Raw genomic sequence first — 17,801 nt, 5'->3', positions numbered from 1 at the left:
CGGTATACGGTTTGTTCTCTGATTCCCCTCTTATTGCGGATGTTCCTTTGAAAACTCGGGTGCGGGCGGACTGTGGCAGGTCATATAGTAAAAGGATCCGCCTGTAATCTTACCGCTGGCGGATGGTGTTTTTCATTGGTGTTTTTTTCTTCACCGCTTTTTCAGTATTTAAGAAGCGCCTCACATCGTCAATGTGCAAACCCATGATTCTAGCCTCTTGAATTAACAATTGCCAATCTTGATCTATATCTTTCATTACATGAGTTTTCATAAGAACCTCCAATTGAAAAATTGATTTGCCCAGCTACAGCAGCCAATGTATAACAAATATCACACATAGTTGGCCGGTAATCCCAAATTGAAGATGAATTCACCTACCTATTCCCTAAGAAAATGACTGAAATAACCAAAATCCTTCAAGAATTCTTACGTATAATAATAAACAAATAAATACTGACTGGATAGTATGCAAATAAAAATAAATCATATGACCTATTAACATTTACCCTCAAAGCGTCGACTAGCATATTCTTTTTGCATAAAAAATACCGCAAAAGAATGATTCGGTGTAAGATAAAGTGAATGATCAAACAGCTGGGGTAAAAAATGAAAAAAAACAAATTTCAAATTAAGAGAGAAGAAACATTTGAAAGTTTTATTGACGCAGGCCTTCATCTCCTGATTGAAAGAGCTTACGATTCAGTCTCAATCGATGACATCAGTAAAGCGGCGGGTTTCAGCAAAGGCGCGTTTTACGTTCATTTTGAAAGCAAGGAAGATTTTCTGAAGCATTTGTTAGACAGGCGTCAGATAAAAAAAAGGATCATCACTGGCTATCTCGACGAATTAGAAAAGCAAACAGCACGGCCGTTGACGCTTTGTGAAGCTGCGGCAAGCGCGGCCAGCCTGTTGATGCGGTTTGTAAACAGCAAGCCTGCCTGGAATGTTGTGTCTTTTGCCGTTCATATGCCTACTTACAAAGTCGTCAGTGAATATGAAGCTTATATCCGTCTTTATAAGTTATGGATAGAAGAAAGCACCATGTACATAAATTGGCTCAAATCGAGAAATTTAATAGAAGACCATATAGATACCGAGCATACCGCTAACATGATGTGCGCGCTCATCGACGGGATGATTAAGCAATCCAATGTGCTGGGAAGGCCGGTTACATTCCGCAGCATGTTTGACGCGCTCTATGTTTTTGTCAGCGGCAGAAAATCGGGGTAACGTTCTTCTTGATTTGACAAAAGGTTTAGAAAAGTCTTTCAGAAAGCGAGGAACTGCCATGCGCTACAGAGAAATTATGATGTATATCATTATGGGGATATTCACGACCATCGTGAATATCGTCAGTTTTTACATTCTGACGTCGGCCTTTGAGATGGATTACAAGGCGGCGACCGTCGCAGCTTGGATTCTGTCCGTTCTATTTGCATATGTCACGAATAAACTGTATGTATTTCAGCAAAAGACCGCGGGGATGCGGAGTCTGATGAAAGAATTGACGGCCTTTTTCAGCGTGCGGGTATTGTCTCTCGCCATCGATCTCGCCATGATGATTCTTCTGGTCAGTCAATTTCATATGAACGAAACGTTGGCGAAAATCGCCGATAACGTCATTATCGTAGTCGTCAACTATGCGGCCAGCAAGTGGATTGTCTTCAGAAAAGCGAAAGAAGAGGGCGTGTCATAACGGTTTCTTTCCGCACCCCGGGGGAAAGTGTAATGGTGAAAGGGGATGCGTATGAAGCACAAAATAAAGAAAGCGTTTGCTGATGTATTCGGGGAATCGGAGGACCTGCGCATTTTCTTTGCGCCCGGCAGAGTGAATCTCATCGGAGAGCATACGGATTATAACGGGGGCCATGTCTTTCCGTGCGCGCTGACGATCGGTACATATGCAGCCGTCCGGGAGAGAGGGGACAGGCTCGTCAGAATGTACTCTCATCAATTTAAGGAAGCGGGCATAAAGGAATGCAGTCTCGATGATATCCGTTATCAAAAAGAGGACGGGTGGGCCAACTATCCGAAAGGGGTCATGGCGGAATGTCTCGGCAGCGGTTTTTCCCTTCCGCACGGCTTCGATATTGTGTTCTGGGGAAATATCCCGAACGGCGCGGGGCTGTCATCTTCGGCTTCCATTGAACTTGTTACGGCGGTCATTCTCAAGGAATGCCATGAGCTTGAGGCGGATATGCTCGACTTGGTGAAGCTCGCTCAGACGGCGGAAAATTCCTTTATCGGCGTCAGCTGCGGAATAATGGATCAATTCGCCATCGGAATGGGAAAGAAACATCATGCGATTCTGCTAAATTGCGGGACGCTCAGCTTTGAATATACAAAACTCGGGCTGTCGGGGCTGTCGATCGTTATTGCAAATACCAATAAAAAACGAACGCTTGCAGACTCAGGCTATAATACGAGGCTCAAGGAGTGCGGGGAAGCGCTTTGTGATCTTCAGAAGCATCTTTCCGTTCAATCACTGGGAGAGCTGACCCCTTCCGCTTTTGACGCTCATGCGGAGCTGATTCAGAATGAAGTGAACAGACGCCGGGCGAAACACGCCGTCTATGAAAATCACCGCACAATAGAGGCCGCCGACATGTTCAGTAACAATCAGCTTCATCATATCGGTGAATTAATGAGGGATTCGCATCTCTCTTTACGCAATGACTACGAGGTGACGAGTCATGAGCTGGATACACTGGCTGAAGCGGCCTGGCGCCACGGCGGGGTGATCGGATCAAGGATGACTGGAGCCGGTTTCGGCGGCTGTACAGTCAGTATCGTCAAGGACGATGCGGTTTCGGATTTTATTGAAACGGCAGGAGCCCGCTATGAGGAAAAGACAGGGAGAAAAGCTGACTTTTACACGGCGGATGTCGGAGCCGGAGCGAGAGAACTAAAGGGGGATGACGATGGCAATTGAGCGGCATGTGGAACGTTTAATCCGGTACGGATTGCAAAAAGAGCTGATTTCCTATCTTGATATTGAATATACAAGAAACCGTTTATATGAAGCTTTGCATATCACCCATCCGGAAGTTTCAGAACAGAAAGAAAATGAATCGGCGGCATCATTGCCGGACATATTGGCCCCGATTTATGAATGGGCGGCAGAAACGGGCCGGATTGCAGCCGATACAGACACCTATCGCGACCTGCTGAGCGCGAAGATCATGGGCTGCTTTGCCCCGCAGCCGTCCGAGATTGTCCGTCGTTTTGAAGAAACAAAGGCGGTGCACGGGCCGGAGCAGGCGACAAAGGCGTTTTACCGATTTTCAGAGGATGTGTATTATATCCGTTCGGACAGAATAAAGCGGAATGTCGGGTGGACGGCTGAGACGGCTTACGGAAAGCTGGACATCACGATCAACCTTTCAAAACCGGAAAAAGATCCGAAAGCAATTGCGGCTGCCAAAGAGCAGCCTCAATCCGATTATCCGAGATGTGTTCTTTGTAAAGAAAATGTCGGGTACGAGGGGAGACCGGATCACCCGGCGCGTCAAAACCTTCGTGTCATTCCGGTGATTCTCGGCGATGAGCAGTGGTTTCTGCAATTTTCTCCGTATGTGTATTACCGGGAGCATTGCATCGTTTTGAAAGACCGGCACGAACCGATGAAGATCAGCAAAAAAACGTTTGACCGGCTGCTGTCGTTCGTCAGCCAGTATCCTCATTATTTTCTCGGTTCCAATGCTGATCTGCCGATTGTCGGCGGCAGTATTTTAAGCCACGACCATTTTCAGGGGGGCAATTATGAATTCCCGATGGCGCGGGCGGAGACAGAAAGCCGGTACAGGCTGCCTGACTATCCGAAAACGGTGTTGGGAATTGTGAAGTGGCCGATGTCGGTCATCCGCCTGCAAAGCGAGAGTGCGTCTGAGCTTTCCGGCGCGGCGGATGCCATCCTGCGGGCATGGCGCGGCTATTCCGATGAGGCGGCTGATCTCCTCGCCTATTCAGGAGAAACACCGCACAATACAATTACGCCGATTGCCCGGCGGAGAAACGGTTTATTCGAATTAGATCTCGTCCTCAGAAATAACCGCACCTCTGATGAGCATCCGCTGGGAATTTTTCATCCCCATCAGGAAGTTCATCACCTGAAAAAAGAAAATATCGGACTGATTGAGGTAATGGGGCTTGCGATTCTGCCGGGCCGCCTTGAACAAGAAATGAAATACACGGCTGAAGCGCTGTGCTCACCGGACCCGGAAGCGGTCTTAACGGCAGACCCTTCTGCGGCAGCGCATAAAGATTGGGCGCTCAGTGTGCTGCATAAGCGGAAGATAACGAAAGAAAACGCGGAACAGATTCTGAAAGAGGAAATCGGCCATGCCTTTGCGCGGATACTGGAGCATGCCGGCGTCTTTAAACAGACAGAAGAAGGCAGAGCGGCTTTCCGGCGGTTTATCCGCCATTTGGGCGCTCTACCGGAAAAAAGCCCCATCCCATAAGGGACGAGGCTTTTTTTTTATCCTCTGCTTCTGGCGATCAGGCTGAATAAGAATACCACGATCGCAGCTCCGATGATTGCCGGAATGATGGCAAAGCCGGCAAGGTGAGGACCCCATGTGCCGAGCAGTCCGTGCCCGATCCATGCGCCGATCAGACCGGCGATCATTGACCCGATGATTCCTCCGGGCATACTGCCTTTTACAAATAAACTTCCGATCCAGCCGATAATAATAGCGACAATCAGAGATACGATAAAACCCATAAATATCACTTCCTATTTTTTATTTATTTATGCCTATATGTTACCTTCGTTTTGTCCATATTAAACATATGAATGCGTTTTTTATAATGAACATATCAAGGCGCGTTCCGGTCTTTTTTTTCACAATGCGTTGCGTTAAAATGGAAACCGTGTGAAAAGGTGTGAGCAAAGGAAAAAATATTTCTTTTGTAGAATGTTTAACAAAATGAAACTTTTTGTTGACCAGCGTTTTTTATTATGGTAAACCTTTATTTGGTATTATTCGTTCTCACTATCTTTTTTCTCTATATATGCTAAATGATCTAAAACTTTTTATGTTTGATTTGCGCAAGTGGAAAAAGTTCATGCATTTTTTGACGATTTTGTGACATTAGGTCGAAAAAAAGATGAACTTTAGAAAAAAATAAAGCTAATAAGGGCAGATTTTGATAGCATAACAAGGTAGATAGAGAAAAGATTTTGAGAAAGTACATTTCAGATTCACTACATCAATAGGAAGGATGGTGATCTTCTTGTTCAGAGCATTTAAACCGTTACTTTTAATAGCGATGTTGGCTGTTGTTTTCGTACTGGGCGGATGCAGCGACATTTCCGTTTTAGATCCGAAAGGACCTGTAGCAGACCAGCAGAAAGATCTGATTCTCTTGTCAATCGGATTTATGCTGTTCATTGTCGGCGTCGTATTCGTACTATTTACAATCATTTTAGTGAAATACCGCGACCGCAAAGGCAAAGACAGCGGAAATTACAAGCCCGAGATGCACGGCAACACGTTCTTAGAAGTAGTCTGGACAGTGATCCCAATTTTAATTGTTATTGCACTTTCTGTGCCTACCGTACAGACGATATATTCGTTAGAAAAAGCGCCTGAAGCGACAAAGGATAAAGAGCCTCTTGTTGTTTATGCTACTTCGGTAGACTGGAAATGGGTATTCAGCTACCCAGAGCAGGATATTGAGACGGTTAACTACCTGAACATTCCTGTAGACCGTCCGGTTTTATTTAAAATTTCTTCAGCCGATTCAATGGCATCGCTATGGATTCCTCAGCTTGGGGGACAAAAATACGCGATGGCGGGAATGCTGATGGATCAATACTTACAGGCTGACAAAGTGGGAACATATGAAGGCCGCAACGCGAACTTCACCGGCGAACACTTTGCCGACCAGAAATTCAACGTAAAAGCTGTTACGCAAAAAGACTTTAACAGCTGGGTGAAAAAAGCCCAAAGCGATTCTCCAAAGCTGACGAAAGAGAAGTATGACGAACTGATGCTTCCGGAGAATGTCGGTAAATTAACGTTCTCTTCTACACACTTAAAATACGTTGACCACGGCCAAGATGCCGAATATGCGATGGAGGCGCGCAAACGCCTTGGCTACAAAGCCGTATCACCGCACTCTAAAACAGATCCGTGGGAAAATGTAAAGAAAAACGAATTTAAAGTATCCGACGATAAACAAGATTGAAATTGAACAAGAAAGGAGGAAGCCCGAATGAAATTGAGATGGGATGAATTTTTTGTAACAGGTGACCCATTAATTCTGGGCGCACAAGTTTCCATTGCGCTTTCCACTATCGCTATCATCGTTGTACTCACATACTTCAAAAAGTGGAAGTGGCTCTGGTCTGAATGGCTTACGTCTGTAGACCATAAGAAACTTGGAATCATGTACATTATCTCTGCTGTTATCATGCTGTTCCGCGGCGGGGTCGACGGCTTGATGATGCGCGCCCAGTTAGCGCTTCCTAATAACAGTTTTTTAGACTCAAACCACTATAATGAGATCTTTACGACTCACGGTACGATCATGATTATCTTCATGGCGATGCCGTTTTTAATCGGTCTGATCAACGTTGTCGTACCTTTGCAGATCGGTGCGCGCGACGTAGCATTCCCTTACTTGAACAACCTGAGTTTCTGGACGTTCTTCGTAGGTGCGATGCTTTTCAATATTTCTTTCGTTATCGGAGGTTCTCCGAACGCAGGCTGGACGAGTTACATGCCGCTGGCAAGCAACGACATGAGTCCCGGGCCTGGTGAGAACTTCTACCTGCTCGGTCTTCAGATTGCCGGTATCGGTACGCTGATGACGGGTATCAACTTTATGGTGACGATCCTGAAAATGCGTACGAAAGGCATGACGCTGATGCGTATGCCGATGTTCACATGGACGACGCTGATTACAATGGTTATTATCGTATTCGCCTTCCCTGTTTTGACAGTGGCATTGGCGCTGTTATCATTTGACCGTTTGTTCGGCGCTCACTTTTTCACGCTGGAAGCCGGCGGTATGCCGATGCTTTGGGCTAACTTGTTCTGGATTTGGGGACACCCTGAAGTATATATCGTTATCTTACCGGCATTCGGTATTTTCTCTGAAATTATTTCAGCGTTTGCAAGAAAGCAGTTATTCGGTTACAAAGCGATGGTCGGCTCAATTATCGCCATTTCCGTCCTGAGTTTCCTTGTATGGACTCACCACTTCTTCACAATGGGGAACAGTGCGTCCGTTAACTCTTTCTTCTCGATTACAACGATGGCGATTTCGGTTCCGACCGGGGTTAAAATCTTTAACTGGCTCTTTACGATGTATAAAGGCCGGATCAGTTTTACAACACCGATGCTGTGGGCGCTTGCGTTCATCCCGAACTTCGTTGTCGGCGGGGTAACAGGGGTTATGCTTGCGATGGCTGCAGCGGATTATCAATACCATAATACGTACTTCCTCGTATCTCACTTCCACTATGTGCTGATCGCGGGTACGGTATTTGCATGTTTCGCAGGATTTATTTTCTGGTATCCGAAAATGTTCGGCCACAAGCTGAACGAAAGAATCGGAAAATGGTTCTTCTGGATCTTTATGATCGGATTTAATGTATGTTTCTTCCCTCAATACTTCTTGGGGCTGCAAGGTATGCCTCGCCGTATTTACACTTACGGACCGAATGACGGATGGACTGCATTGAACTTTATTTCAACTGTCGGAGCCTTCATGATGGGTGTCGGATTCTTAATCCTTTGCTACAACATCTACTACAGCTTCCGCTACTCTACTCGCGAGATCAGCGGAGATTCATGGGGCGTGGGACGTACGCTTGAGTGGGCGACTTCATCTGCGATTCCGCCGCATTACAACTTTGCGGTGCTTCCTGAAGTGAAATCTCAAGATGCGTTACTGCAATTGAAAGAAGACAAAACGGATATTCATCCGGAAAGCAAGTTCAAGAAAATCCATATGCCGCACAACTCCGGAAGACCGCTTATTATGTCAGTGGCGTTCGGTATTGCAGGCTTCGGACTTGTATTTGAATGGTTCTGGATGGGCATTGTCGGCTTGATCGGCATTCTGCTTTGCATGGTGCTTCGTTCATTTGAATATGACAATGGCTACTATATACCTGTTGAAGAAATAAAAGAGACGGAAAGAAAGATTTCCGAATAAAGGAGGCGTGATTTATGGAACATGCAGAACACGGCAATTCTAACGCGCCTATGGAATATCAATCTGAAACCGGCAGACTCAATATTCTCGGGTTTTGGATCTTTTTAGGGGCAGAGATTGTGTTGTTCTCAACACTATTTGCAACCTTCTTCGTTCTTCAAAGAAGAACAGCAGGAGGAGTCTTACCGGCTGAATTATTTGAAGTGAAGCTTGTCATGATCATGACATTCCTGCTTCTGATCAGCAGTTTCACCTGCGGGATCGCTGTTCATGAAATGCGTCGCGGAAGTTTAAAAGGCGTCGTCATTTGGACGATCATTACGCTTCTTCTCGGCGCGGGCTTCGTCGGATGTGAGCTTAACGAGTTCATCCACTATGTACATGAAGGAGCATCTCTCGGTACAAGTGCTTTCTGGTCTGGATTCTTCGTCCTTCTGGGAACGCACGGAACGCACGTAACGATCGGTATCTTCTGGATTGCCGGCATCTTACTGCAATTGAAGAAACGCGGATTAACGCCGCAGACGTCTTCAAAAATCTTTATCTCAAGTTTATACTGGCACTTCTTAGACGTTGTTTGGATCTTCATCTTTACAGGCGTCTATCTCATCGGATTGGGGGGACTATAATATGGCAAACAAATCTGCTGAACACAGCCACTTTCCGTGGAAGCATATCGTAGGTTTTGCGTTGTCTATTATTCTGACCCTGCTGGCCCTTTGGGTTGCGGTATATACGGAATTAAGCCCATCAGCAAAACTCTGGATCATTTTCGGATTCGCATTTATCCAAGCCGGTCTTCAGCTTCTCATGTTCATGCACATGACAGAAAGCGAAAACGGCGGAATTCAAGTCGGAAACACGCTCTTCGGATTTTTCGGAGCGATTGTTATCATCCTTGGTTCCATCTGGATCTTTGCGGCGCACTACCATCACGGTGACCATATGGATGGAAACCCTCCTGGCGGTGCGAAGCAACATTCCGAACATCAGGAATAAAAAGAAACCCTCTTCGTTCAGGCGAAGAGGGTTTTTTGTGCCTTTATTGGCTTCTTCTCCGGCGCAGGCGCGGGAGGCCGTAAATGATAAAGGCGGCGATATGGGCAACGATGACGTTGACGGCAAACAGGATGATCATAAGTGTGTGGCCGAGAGGGGATAGGCTGCTGGTTGCGTAAAAGTAGAAGAAAACCCACATGAGAATAATTGGCGGTATGGCCGAAAGAGCGACTTTTTTGTTATCCAGCCAGATAAAGAGGGGTGTTGCGCTTGCGACCAGTAAATAAGCAAAAAACATGTCCATCTTACATGTCTCCTTTCATTTTATGGGAGCGTTTCCAAAATGAAATACAGAGAGTGAAATGTGTCTGTTTTGTGGTCGTTTTTTGAACATTTTGTTACAATTATTATACCATGTTTTCCAATTTTTGATACCGCTTTTTCGAGAAATGTATTGCAACTATTGCCTCATTTTTGGATAGGTACAAGAAACCGGAAAGGCCAAATACCCTGTCACATTTCCGGACAATGGAATGGCGCAGGCTGTGAACCTTTGCTATGGTCAAAGAAAATATGCACAGCAAGGGTGGTTTGAAGTGGACGTAAGGAAAGAAGATGTCACAGCGCCGGATGTCATTGCGCTTTTACAGGAGCATCTGAAGAGCATGACCATGCATTCTCCTCCGGAAAGTATACACGCGCTCAATGCGGACCGGCTGCGTCAGCCTGACGTTACGTTTTGGAGTGTGAGGGAAAACGGCATCCTGCTCGGCTGCGGCGCCTTAAAGGAGCTAAACAGCCGGCACGGTGAGATCAAATCAATGAAAACCTTTCCGCATCATGTCAGAAAAGGCGCAGCCAACCGGATCCTCCGCCATATGCTTGAAGAAGCAAGGCGGCGGGGCTATCAGCGGATCAGCTTGGAAACCGGTTCTATGGAGGCTTTTCTCCCCGCCAGACGCCTGTATGAAAAAGCCGGGTTTCAATATTGTAATCCGTTTGCACATTATAAAGAGGACCCGAACAGCTTGTTTATGACGTTAAACATAGACTGAAACCCCTTTTCTGACGAGAAGGGGTTTTTTATCGGAAAAGTTTCGTCATGACCGAAACATTTCCTTTTCTGACACGTCATATGTCGTGTAGTCCCCAAACCGTAAAAAATAAAAAGGAAGCAACCTCATCATGTTTTCTTGAACAGTGTTCATGTATAATAAACAATAGTGACTTCCGATGAAAATGTAAGGCGGGATAGAATGAGTCGATATAAGAAACAGCAAAATCCCTATTATCAGGGGGATTTGATTTTTATATTTGGTGTGTTTTTAATAATTAGTGTTGCGGCGATTTATGCGGCCGGACAGTTTGGGCAGTACGGAAGTGATGCCTGGATGAGACAGATCGTCTTTTATGTCATCGGAGCCGGTCTCATGGTCAGTATCATGTATTTTGATTTAGAGCAGCTTGAAAAACTGAGTCTGTACGTGTTAATTGCCGGCGTGCTGTCACTGCTCCTTTTACGTGTGGCGCCGGAATCCATCGCGCCGATTAAAAACGGAGCGAAGAGCTGGTTTAAAATCGGCAGCTTCACTCTTCAACCTTCAGAGTTCACGAAAATAGGAATTATGATGATGGTCGCGTCCATTATATCGAAGGCGGGCCCGAAGGATCAAAGGTCGCTTCGGGAAGATGTGAATCTGCTTTTGAAAATTGCGGCATGGACGGTTATTCCGATCGGGATGATCGTCTTGCAGGATGCCGGAACGGGTGCGATCTGTCTGTTTATCGTTATGGTGATGGTGTTTATGTCAGGTGTAAACTGGAAGCTGATCACCATCATCGGCGGTTCGGCCGCGCTCGTGCTTGGCCTTTTCTTAGTTCTCGTGATTGAATTTCCCCATGTGGCGAATTCAATCGGCATTGCGGATTATCAAATTAACCGGATTACATCGTGGATGTCTGACTCCAGTGCGGCAACGACTCAGGCAGAGAGCGATAAAAGCTGGCAGGTGGATCAGGCCGTTATGGCGATCGGATCGGGCGGCATTACCGGAAACGGCGTTCATAATCTGAAGGTGTACGTACCTGAGGGGCAGACCGACTTTATCTTTGCGATTTTGGGTGAAAGTTTTGGATTTTTAGGCTGCGCCATTGCGGTCGTCATGTTTTTCTTTTTAATTTACAGGCTTGTGGTGCTGATTGACCGCTTGCATGCGTTTAACCGGTTTGGCGCGTTTTTTTGCGTAGGATTTACTGCACTTATCGTGATTCACACCTTCCAGAACATCGGGATGAATATCGGCATTATGCCGGTTACCGGTATTCCGCTGCTGTTTGTCAGCTATGGGGGGAGCTCGGTGCTTTCTACATTAATCAGCTTCGGGATCGTATATAACGCAAGTGTGCAGCTGACGAAATATAAAAGCTACTTGTTCAATTCTTAATGTGAGACGGCTCGTTTTTCGGGCTGTCTTTTTTTGTTTAGAGCATTTCGCTTTTGACATGATTCCCTTTGGGATATGATATAGAGAGAAGGAGGCTTTTATATGAACAATACCATCGAAACGATACTTAATCATCGGTCGATCCGATCATTTACTGACGAGCTTCTGACCGCAGAAGAGATAGATACATTAGTGAAAAGCGCTCAGGCGGCGTCAACGTCCAGTTACGTGCAGGCTTACTCCATCATCGGCGTAACCGATAAGGAGAAAAAGCGGAAGCTGGCGGCGCTGGCCGGAAACCAGCCTTACGTCGAAAATAACGGGCACTTGTTTGTGTTCTGCGCTGATTTGTACCGCCATAAAAAACTTGCTGAGGAAAAAGGCGAAAACATTACCGAGCTTCTTGAGAATACGGAAATGTTTATGGTCAGCGTCATTGATGCCGCACTTGCCGCACAAAACGTAAGTGTTGCCGCGGAATCAATGGGACTCGGCATTTGTTATATCGGAGGCATTCGAAATGAACTTGATCAGGTGACGGAAGTGCTTGGTACACCTGACCATGTGCTGCCGCTGTTCGGCTTGGTAGTCGGTCATCCCGCTCATCCGTCCGGTCAAAAGCCGCGCCTGCCGAAACAAGCCGTATATCATGAAAACACATACGATACGAATGAAGAACACTTCCGCAGTTATATGAAGGAATATGATGAAACCATTTCCGCTTATTATGATAAACGGACAAACGGCAAGCGGATTGAAACGTGGTCTGATCAAATCCTGCAGTTCATGAAACAAAAACCGAGAACCTATTTGAATCAATATGTAAAAGATAAAGGTTTTCAAAAGAATTAAGAAAAAACCTCTCCTGACCGGGAGAGGTTTTTTTATGTTTCACGTGTAACATATTTCGACAAAATGGAACAAGGTATATAAATGTTTATCATCAGGGATGCTTATAAGCATACAGAAAGAAAAAATGGCTTAGCAGTGGTACGATGTTGATGAGGTGACAGTGATGATTTCATTAAGCATATTAGATCAATCTCCTGTATCAGAAGGGAGTTCTGCGGAAAGCGCGCTGCGGAATACAGTAAGACTGGCGCAGGAGGCGGAAAAGCTCGGATATAAGAGGTTTTGGGTGTCAGAGCATCATTTTTCAGAGCGGTTGGCGGGTTCAAGCCCTGAAGTGCTGATCAGCCATATTGCGGCGAAAACGAATGAGATTCGTGTAGGCTCGGGCGGTGTCATGCTTCCGCATTACAGCGCATATAAGGTGGCGGAGAATTTCCGCGTGCTTGAAGGGTTGACGCCGGGCAGAATCGATCTCGGATTAGGGAGAGCGCCGGGCGGAATGCCGATCGCATCATGGGCGCTGAATGACGGCGGGAAGCGTAACGCTGATCAATATCCGCAGCAGCTTCGTGAGCTGGCGATGTATTTGCATGATGCAGCCGACGACAATCACCGTTTTCCGAATCTGACCGCATCACCCCTTATTAAGACGGCGCCGGAAGTCTGGCTTCTCGGTTCTTCGGGGGAAAGCGCGCTTCTGAGCGCAGAAACGGGAGCAGGCTATATGTTTGCCCACTTTATTAATGGAGAAGGCGGAGAAAGCACGACGGCACAATATAAGCGCAGATTTAAACCTTCTCTATTAGGAAAAGAACCAAAAACAGCCGTGGCGGTGTTTGTGCTGTGCGCGGACACGGAAGAGAAAGCGGAGGAACTCGCGGCCGTCATGGATTATACGCTGCTTGCGGGTGAACAGGGGATTCCGCTTCACGGCGTACCGTCTTACGAAACCGTCCGCGGCAATACGTATACACCGTATGAACAAAGACGAATTGCCGATAATCGGAATCGAATGATCATCGGAACGAAGCAGCAAGTGAAAGAACAGATTCTGGCTCTCAGTAAAGCATACGGAACGGAAGAAGTGATGGCTGTAACCATTACTCATCATTTTGAAGATAAACTTCAGTCATATCGCCTGCTTCGAGAAGCTTTTGCCGATTAATCAAAAAGAAACCCTGCTGATGCTCCAGCAGGGTTGTTCGGTTATTCAATGATAAAAGGTTTTTCAGTCAGCACCTGGCTTGATTTCCCTTTGTTCGCGGCATAGGCCAGCATATAATATTCTCCTGCCGGCAGTGCGGTGTCACCATTGACTTTGCCGTTCCAGTCGAAATATTGATAGCCTTTATCCTGCTTTTTGTAGATGCCGGCTTGGCCGACAAAGTCAAGATTGCTGTCATATACAAGGAAGGCAAGCTCTTCGGCTCCCGCCGGAAGATAGGTTTCAATTTGGTAGGTTCCCTGCGTTGTGCCGTCCTGCACGTCGATTGACGTCACGCGCGGATAGTCCGGCTCTTTTACAATCAGCAGCGTCGGCACTTTTGCGACTGTTTTTCCGCCTTCACGCACTGTGACGGTTCCCTCATAGGTGCCTGCCTTTACTTTTTTGGCATTGACCTTTACTTTCGCATTGACCTTTCCGGTTTGATGAGCGGGGATCACGACCCGGTCTGTGCCCGAAACGGTAATGCCCGTGCCGTTGAAAGAGTACTCGAGCTGATATGATTTTCTGATGGACGATTGGTTTTCAATTGTAAAGGTTTCTTTTTTCGTTTCATTGCCTTTGTCTTTCATAAACGTTCCGTAAGAATAACTTCCCGGGGCGACAAGGGAGTCTGCTTTGATCGCCTTCATGATTCTGATGCTTCCGGCGCCTTGCGCATTATGCGGGTATACGTCACCGTCCGCGTCCGTTAAGGTTTCCGCGGTGTTCATGAGAGCGGCTTTTATTTGTTCCGGGCTCCATTTCGGTTTGGCCTGCTTGATGACGGCAGCTGCGCCGGCTACATGCGGGGAAGCCATGCTCGTTCCCTGCTTCGATCCGTAGCCGTACGGGTCGGCCGGATCATGTGTCGGAATGGTGCTGACGATGTTTACGCCGGGAGCGGAGACGTCAGGTTTAATCATCCACGTGTCCATAACCGGACCGCGTGACGAAAAGTCTGCCATTTGTTCAGTGAGCGATTTAGCCACGGATAAATTGAAAGTCGCTTTTGTGCCGCCCGCTTTTAATTGGCTGACGAGTTTTTCGCCGTCTTCTGATGAAAGCTTAATCGTCGGCACGGACATGCCCGGTACGTTGGCTTCAATTTCTCCCGGGGCATTGTTATACACAACCATACCGATCGCGCCCGCTTTTTTGGCGTTGTCGGCTTTATCCACAAAGGCGATGCTGCCCCGTTTGACGACAGCGACTTTTCCTTTCAGATCTTTGCCTTCAAAATCCTTTTGCTCGCCGATACCCGCCTCTATGAGCTCTGTTTCTTTTTTATTCAGTGCTTTTATGTCATCTTCTTTGTTGTAGCCCATTACTTTCGCTGAGGAATAGGAACCGAAGGAGACGGCGTACTCGTTCAGCGGCAGCTGGGTCGCTCCGACGGAGATCGCTTCTCTGGACGTTCCCGGAGAGCCGACGGTCCAATTGTTCGGCCCGCTGTTTCCGTTTGATGTAACGGCCGTGACGCCTTCTGACATCGCCCAGTCAAGCGCCGTGCTTGTCGCCCAGTCTGGGTTATTCACAGAATTGCCGAGAGAAAGGTTCATGACATCCGCTCCGTCCTGTACGGCGCGTTCGATGCCGGCGATGACGTTCTCCGTTGTTCCGCTTCCGCCCGGACCGAGCACACGGTAGGCAAGGAGTGTAGCATCCGGCGCGACGCCTTTAATCGTTCCGTTTGCCGCTACCGTGCCCGCGACATGGGTTCCGTGGTCAGTCGACGCGCCTCTCGGATCACCGGATTGCGTTTCTTCAGGATCGTAGTCGTTATCCACAAAATCGTATCCTTTATATTGTCCGAAATTTTTCTTTAAGTCAGGGTGTTTATATTCGACACCGGTGTCAATAATGGCAACCTTGACGCCTTTACCCGTATAGCCGAGCTTCCACGCGTCATTTGCCCCTATATAAGGCGCGCTGTCATCCATCTGCGGGGACACGGCATCTTTAGATAGGGTGATGTCTTTATCTTTGAGCTGATCGGTATGATAGGTAACATTCGGATAAACCGCTTTGACATCCTGATCACTCAGCAGTTTGGGGATTTCATTTGCCGGGAGTTTCATGGAGAAGCCGGAAAACACTTGCTCATATTCCCTGTTGATTTTTCCGTGTTTAACGATTTTGAGCGCCTTCTTTTTCACTTTTGCGCGTTCGCTTTTCAGCTTGCTTTTTGTCTGTGCTTTACCGAGTTCCTTTGCTTCCGCCAGCGACTTTTCTTTCAGCTCCACGATGACTGTCGTTTGTTTGCCGGTGGTCATATCAATGTCACCGAACACCTCAGCCTTCTCAAGATCAGGAGTTTGCGGTTTTGAAGCCGGCACAGCCTGTGAACTTGTGGATAAGGTAAAGGATAAGACAAAAGCCGGAAGCAGATAACGGATGATTCCTTTTTTCAATCGTGTTTCCCCCTTTTTCTTTATCTAAATTAGAAATCTAGTATATATTTCTTGAAAATTCAAAATAATCCTTGTGACATATGACTCATTTATGGAAATTGGTCTGTGAATAAGGAGGGAGTTATACACAGAATCCTGTGCATAACTGAATAAATTTGTGTATATATATTGTTGGGAACGAACGTTCCTATACAAAATATAGACCGAGTTTGTGGATATGTGGATATACCCTGTGTTTAAGCTGTGCTTAACCAAGGGATAAAGTGTGTATAACTTTTTTTATCGGCTTTTCCATTTTTCAGGTCATTTCCATCAGCTTTCAACAAAACTTCTGAAAACTAGTTTGTTTTTTCACTCATATTGTGACAAACAATTCGACCGGCCGCGTCTATCATAGAGTCATAGGGTTGCTAGACCCGCTAGTTTTTAGCGGAGAAGGATCGGCCGCCTTTTCCGTTAAAGCGGAGAGAAAAACAGGCCTGCGAACAAGCTGTCTGTCAAAAAGAAGCGGAGGGATGATTTGCAATGAAACGTTTGCTAGTATCTTTACGGGTGTGGATGGTCTTTCTGATGAACTGGATGGCGCCGGGTAACGGAAGATATCCATTAGCCGCCGTGTACGGAAACCAAGCGGCTTATCATAAGAAAGCGAAGCGGACGGCTGGGGCTTTTTCGTTTGTGAGCCGTGTCCGATCGGCGGATTTGACCGATGAAACAAAATCGGCCCGCGGCAGGCTGGATAAAAACCGATGGATGCCTGTCCGCAAAGAATTGCCGAAACGGGAGCGCGCGGGTCCGACACCTTTACATCATATGAAAAAGAGGGTACAATCCCACTAAACATAAGAACGGGAGCGAACCTCTTGAGAATAGACAAAGTATTAAATAACAATGCGGCGTTAATAAAAGAAGACGGACGGGAAAAGATCGTAATGGGTCCCGGAATCGCTTTTCAAAAGAGAAAAAATGATGTGATTCAAAAACATAAAATTGAAAAAATATTTGTCGTGCACGACGAAAATGAAAAGTTCAAACAAGTGTTAGAAACGCTTCCCGAAGAGCATATAGAGGCGGCTGAAGATATCATCAGCCATGCGGAGGGAGAGCTTGCGGCACCTTTGAGCGATCACATCCACATTGCGCTGGCGGACCATTTATCCTTTGCGATCGAAAGGATTCAAAACGGCCTTCAGGTGCATAACCGATTGCTTCATGAAATTAAGGCGCTTTATAAAAAAGAATATGAGATCGGCCGCTGGGCGGTTGAACACGTGAAACAAACCCTCGGTATATCATTGCCTGATGATGAGGCGGGGTATATCGCGCTTCATATCCACACTGCCAAGGCGGATGCCAAAAGCATGTATTCGGCGATGAAGCATACAACCATGATCAAAGAAATGATCGAAAAGATCGAATCCTTTTTCGAACAGAAGGTGGATGAAGACAGTATTTCCTATCAGCGCCTCGTCACGCACTTACGGTATGCGGTCAGCCGGTTGGACTCAAATGAAGCACTCCATTCCATGGACGAGGAGATGCTTTATTTCATCCAAAAAAAGTATCCGTTTGCTTATCGGTGTGCGCTTGAACTGGCGGCGTTTTTAAAAAATGAATATGATTTGGAACTGCCGGAATCCGAGGCCGGCTATATTACGCTGCATGTCCAGCGTCTGCAAAAAAACCCGGAATAACGCGTCTGTTTCGAGAAACAGA

General features: G+C 46.6%; 18 protein-coding genes. 14 read left to right on the top strand and 4 right to left on the bottom strand.

Features of this window, described 5'->3' with window-relative positions:
• Positions 1 to 109 precede the first annotated feature (109 nt).
• The gene (locus G4O42_RS18475; RefSeq protein WP_003150917.1) at positions 110 to 271 is read right to left on the bottom strand and encodes an anti-repressor SinI family protein; all 162 of its coding nucleotides are present in this window, start codon (positions 269 to 271) and stop codon (positions 110 to 112) included.
• Between the two features lie 335 nt (positions 272 to 606).
• On the opposite strand from G4O42_RS18475, the gene G4O42_RS18470 reads away from it, so the two are divergent.
• From G4O42_RS18470 to galT, 4 genes are all read left to right on the top strand, one after another.
• Positions 607 to 1,230: a TetR/AcrR family transcriptional regulator gene (locus tag G4O42_RS18470; protein ID WP_007614590.1), complete on the top strand. Its 624-nt coding sequence runs from the start codon at positions 607 to 609 to the stop codon at positions 1,228 to 1,230.
• Between the two features lie 79 nt (positions 1,231 to 1,309).
• Positions 1,310 to 1,696 (top strand): GtrA family protein, encoded by a 387-nt coding sequence (locus G4O42_RS18465; RefSeq protein ID WP_029325749.1) that lies wholly within the window; start codon positions 1,310 to 1,312, stop codon positions 1,694 to 1,696.
• A 51-nt stretch (positions 1,697 to 1,747) separates the two neighbouring features.
• Positions 1,748 to 2,932 carry a galactokinase gene (locus tag G4O42_RS18460; RefSeq protein ID WP_032875753.1) on the top strand — a complete coding sequence of 395 codons (1,185 nt, stop codon included), beginning with the start codon at positions 1,748 to 1,750 and terminating at the stop codon, positions 2,930 to 2,932.
• Positions 2,922 to 4,463: a UDP-glucose--hexose-1-phosphate uridylyltransferase gene (gene galT, locus G4O42_RS18455; protein ID WP_032875756.1), complete on the top strand. Its 1,542-nt coding sequence runs from the start codon at positions 2,922 to 2,924 to the stop codon at positions 4,461 to 4,463. Before G4O42_RS18460 ends, galT begins: the two co-directional genes overlap by 11 nt.
• Positions 4,464 to 4,480: 17 nt before the next feature.
• Here the strand turns inward: galT and G4O42_RS18450 are convergent, their stop codons facing one another.
• Positions 4,481 to 4,726: a GlsB/YeaQ/YmgE family stress response membrane protein gene (locus G4O42_RS18450; protein ID WP_003150926.1), complete on the bottom strand. Its 246-nt coding sequence runs from the start codon at positions 4,724 to 4,726 to the stop codon at positions 4,481 to 4,483.
• A gap of 503 nt (positions 4,727 to 5,229) precedes the next feature.
• Between G4O42_RS18450 and qoxA the strand changes: the two genes are divergently transcribed.
• Genes qoxA through qoxD form a run of 4 tightly spaced genes read left to right on the top strand, consistent with a single transcriptional unit; the run spans position 5,230 to position 9,171 of the window.
• Entirely contained in the window at positions 5,230 to 6,195 is a 966-nt protein-coding gene (qoxA, locus tag G4O42_RS18445) for a cytochrome aa3 quinol oxidase subunit II (RefSeq protein WP_087920812.1), read from the top strand.
• Positions 6,196 to 6,222: 27 nt separating this feature from the next.
• Positions 6,223 to 8,172 carry a cytochrome aa3 quinol oxidase subunit I gene (qoxB, locus tag G4O42_RS18440; RefSeq protein WP_007614578.1) on the top strand — a complete coding sequence of 650 codons (1,950 nt, stop codon included), beginning with the start codon at positions 6,223 to 6,225 and terminating at the stop codon, positions 8,170 to 8,172.
• 14 nt (positions 8,173 to 8,186) lie between these two features.
• Positions 8,187 to 8,801 (top strand): cytochrome aa3 quinol oxidase subunit III, encoded by a 615-nt coding sequence (qoxC, locus tag G4O42_RS18435; RefSeq protein WP_003150930.1) that lies wholly within the window; start codon positions 8,187 to 8,189, stop codon positions 8,799 to 8,801.
• A gap of 1 nt (position 8,802) precedes the next feature.
• A complete protein-coding gene (gene qoxD / locus G4O42_RS18430; protein WP_014419185.1) occupies positions 8,803 to 9,171 on the top strand; it encodes a cytochrome aa3 quinol oxidase subunit IV in 369 nt (122 codons plus the stop codon).
• A gap of 43 nt (positions 9,172 to 9,214) precedes the next feature.
• Here qoxD and ywcE read toward each other — a convergent pair whose 3' ends face one another.
• Positions 9,215 to 9,475 (bottom strand): spore morphogenesis/germination protein YwcE, encoded by a 261-nt coding sequence (gene ywcE / locus G4O42_RS18425; RefSeq protein ID WP_003150937.1) that lies wholly within the window; start codon positions 9,473 to 9,475, stop codon positions 9,215 to 9,217.
• A 292-nt stretch (positions 9,476 to 9,767) separates the two neighbouring features.
• On the opposite strand from ywcE, the gene G4O42_RS18420 reads away from it, so the two are divergent.
• The 4 genes from G4O42_RS18420 to G4O42_RS18405 all read left to right on the top strand — a co-directional run bounded on the left by G4O42_RS18420 (position 9,768) and on the right by G4O42_RS18405 (position 13,632).
• A complete protein-coding gene (locus G4O42_RS18420; protein WP_032875758.1) occupies positions 9,768 to 10,226 on the top strand; it encodes a GNAT family N-acetyltransferase in 459 nt (152 codons plus the stop codon).
• Positions 10,227 to 10,427: 201 nt separating this feature from the next.
• Entirely contained in the window at positions 10,428 to 11,615 is a 1,188-nt protein-coding gene (locus tag G4O42_RS18415) for an FtsW/RodA/SpoVE family cell cycle protein (protein ID WP_007614568.1), read from the top strand.
• 102 nt (positions 11,616 to 11,717) lie between these two features.
• Positions 11,718 to 12,467 carry an oxygen-insensitive NADPH nitroreductase gene (gene nfsA, locus G4O42_RS18410; RefSeq protein ID WP_032875761.1) on the top strand — a complete coding sequence of 250 codons (750 nt, stop codon included), beginning with the start codon at positions 11,718 to 11,720 and terminating at the stop codon, positions 12,465 to 12,467.
• A 163-nt stretch (positions 12,468 to 12,630) separates the two neighbouring features.
• The gene (locus tag G4O42_RS18405; RefSeq protein ID WP_032875763.1) at positions 12,631 to 13,632 is read left to right on the top strand and encodes an LLM class flavin-dependent oxidoreductase; all 1,002 of its coding nucleotides are present in this window, start codon (positions 12,631 to 12,633) and stop codon (positions 13,630 to 13,632) included.
• Positions 13,633 to 13,673: 41 nt separating this feature from the next.
• Here the strand turns inward: G4O42_RS18405 and G4O42_RS18400 are convergent, their stop codons facing one another.
• Positions 13,674 to 16,085, bottom strand: a complete 2,412-nt coding sequence (locus tag G4O42_RS18400; RefSeq protein WP_032875766.1) for a S8 family peptidase — start codon at positions 16,083 to 16,085, stop codon at positions 13,674 to 13,676.
• 525 nt (positions 16,086 to 16,610) lie between these two features.
• Here G4O42_RS18400 and G4O42_RS18395 point away from each other — a divergent pair.
• Positions 16,611 to 16,925 carry a hypothetical protein gene (locus G4O42_RS18395; RefSeq protein WP_032875769.1) on the top strand — a complete coding sequence of 105 codons (315 nt, stop codon included), beginning with the start codon at positions 16,611 to 16,613 and terminating at the stop codon, positions 16,923 to 16,925.
• A 23-nt stretch (positions 16,926 to 16,948) separates the two neighbouring features.
• A complete protein-coding gene (locus G4O42_RS18390; protein ID WP_012118737.1) occupies positions 16,949 to 17,779 on the top strand; it encodes a PRD domain-containing protein in 831 nt (276 codons plus the stop codon).
• Positions 17,780 to 17,801 lie beyond the last annotated feature (22 nt).

It is taken from the genome of Bacillus sp. LUNF1 (assembly GCF_011008975.1).
Lineage (GTDB): Bacteria > Bacillota > Bacilli > Bacillales > Bacillaceae > Bacillus > Bacillus velezensis.
The sequence above is the reverse complement of the archived record's forward strand: the minus strand, read 5'-3'. Positions and strand labels throughout refer to the sequence as shown.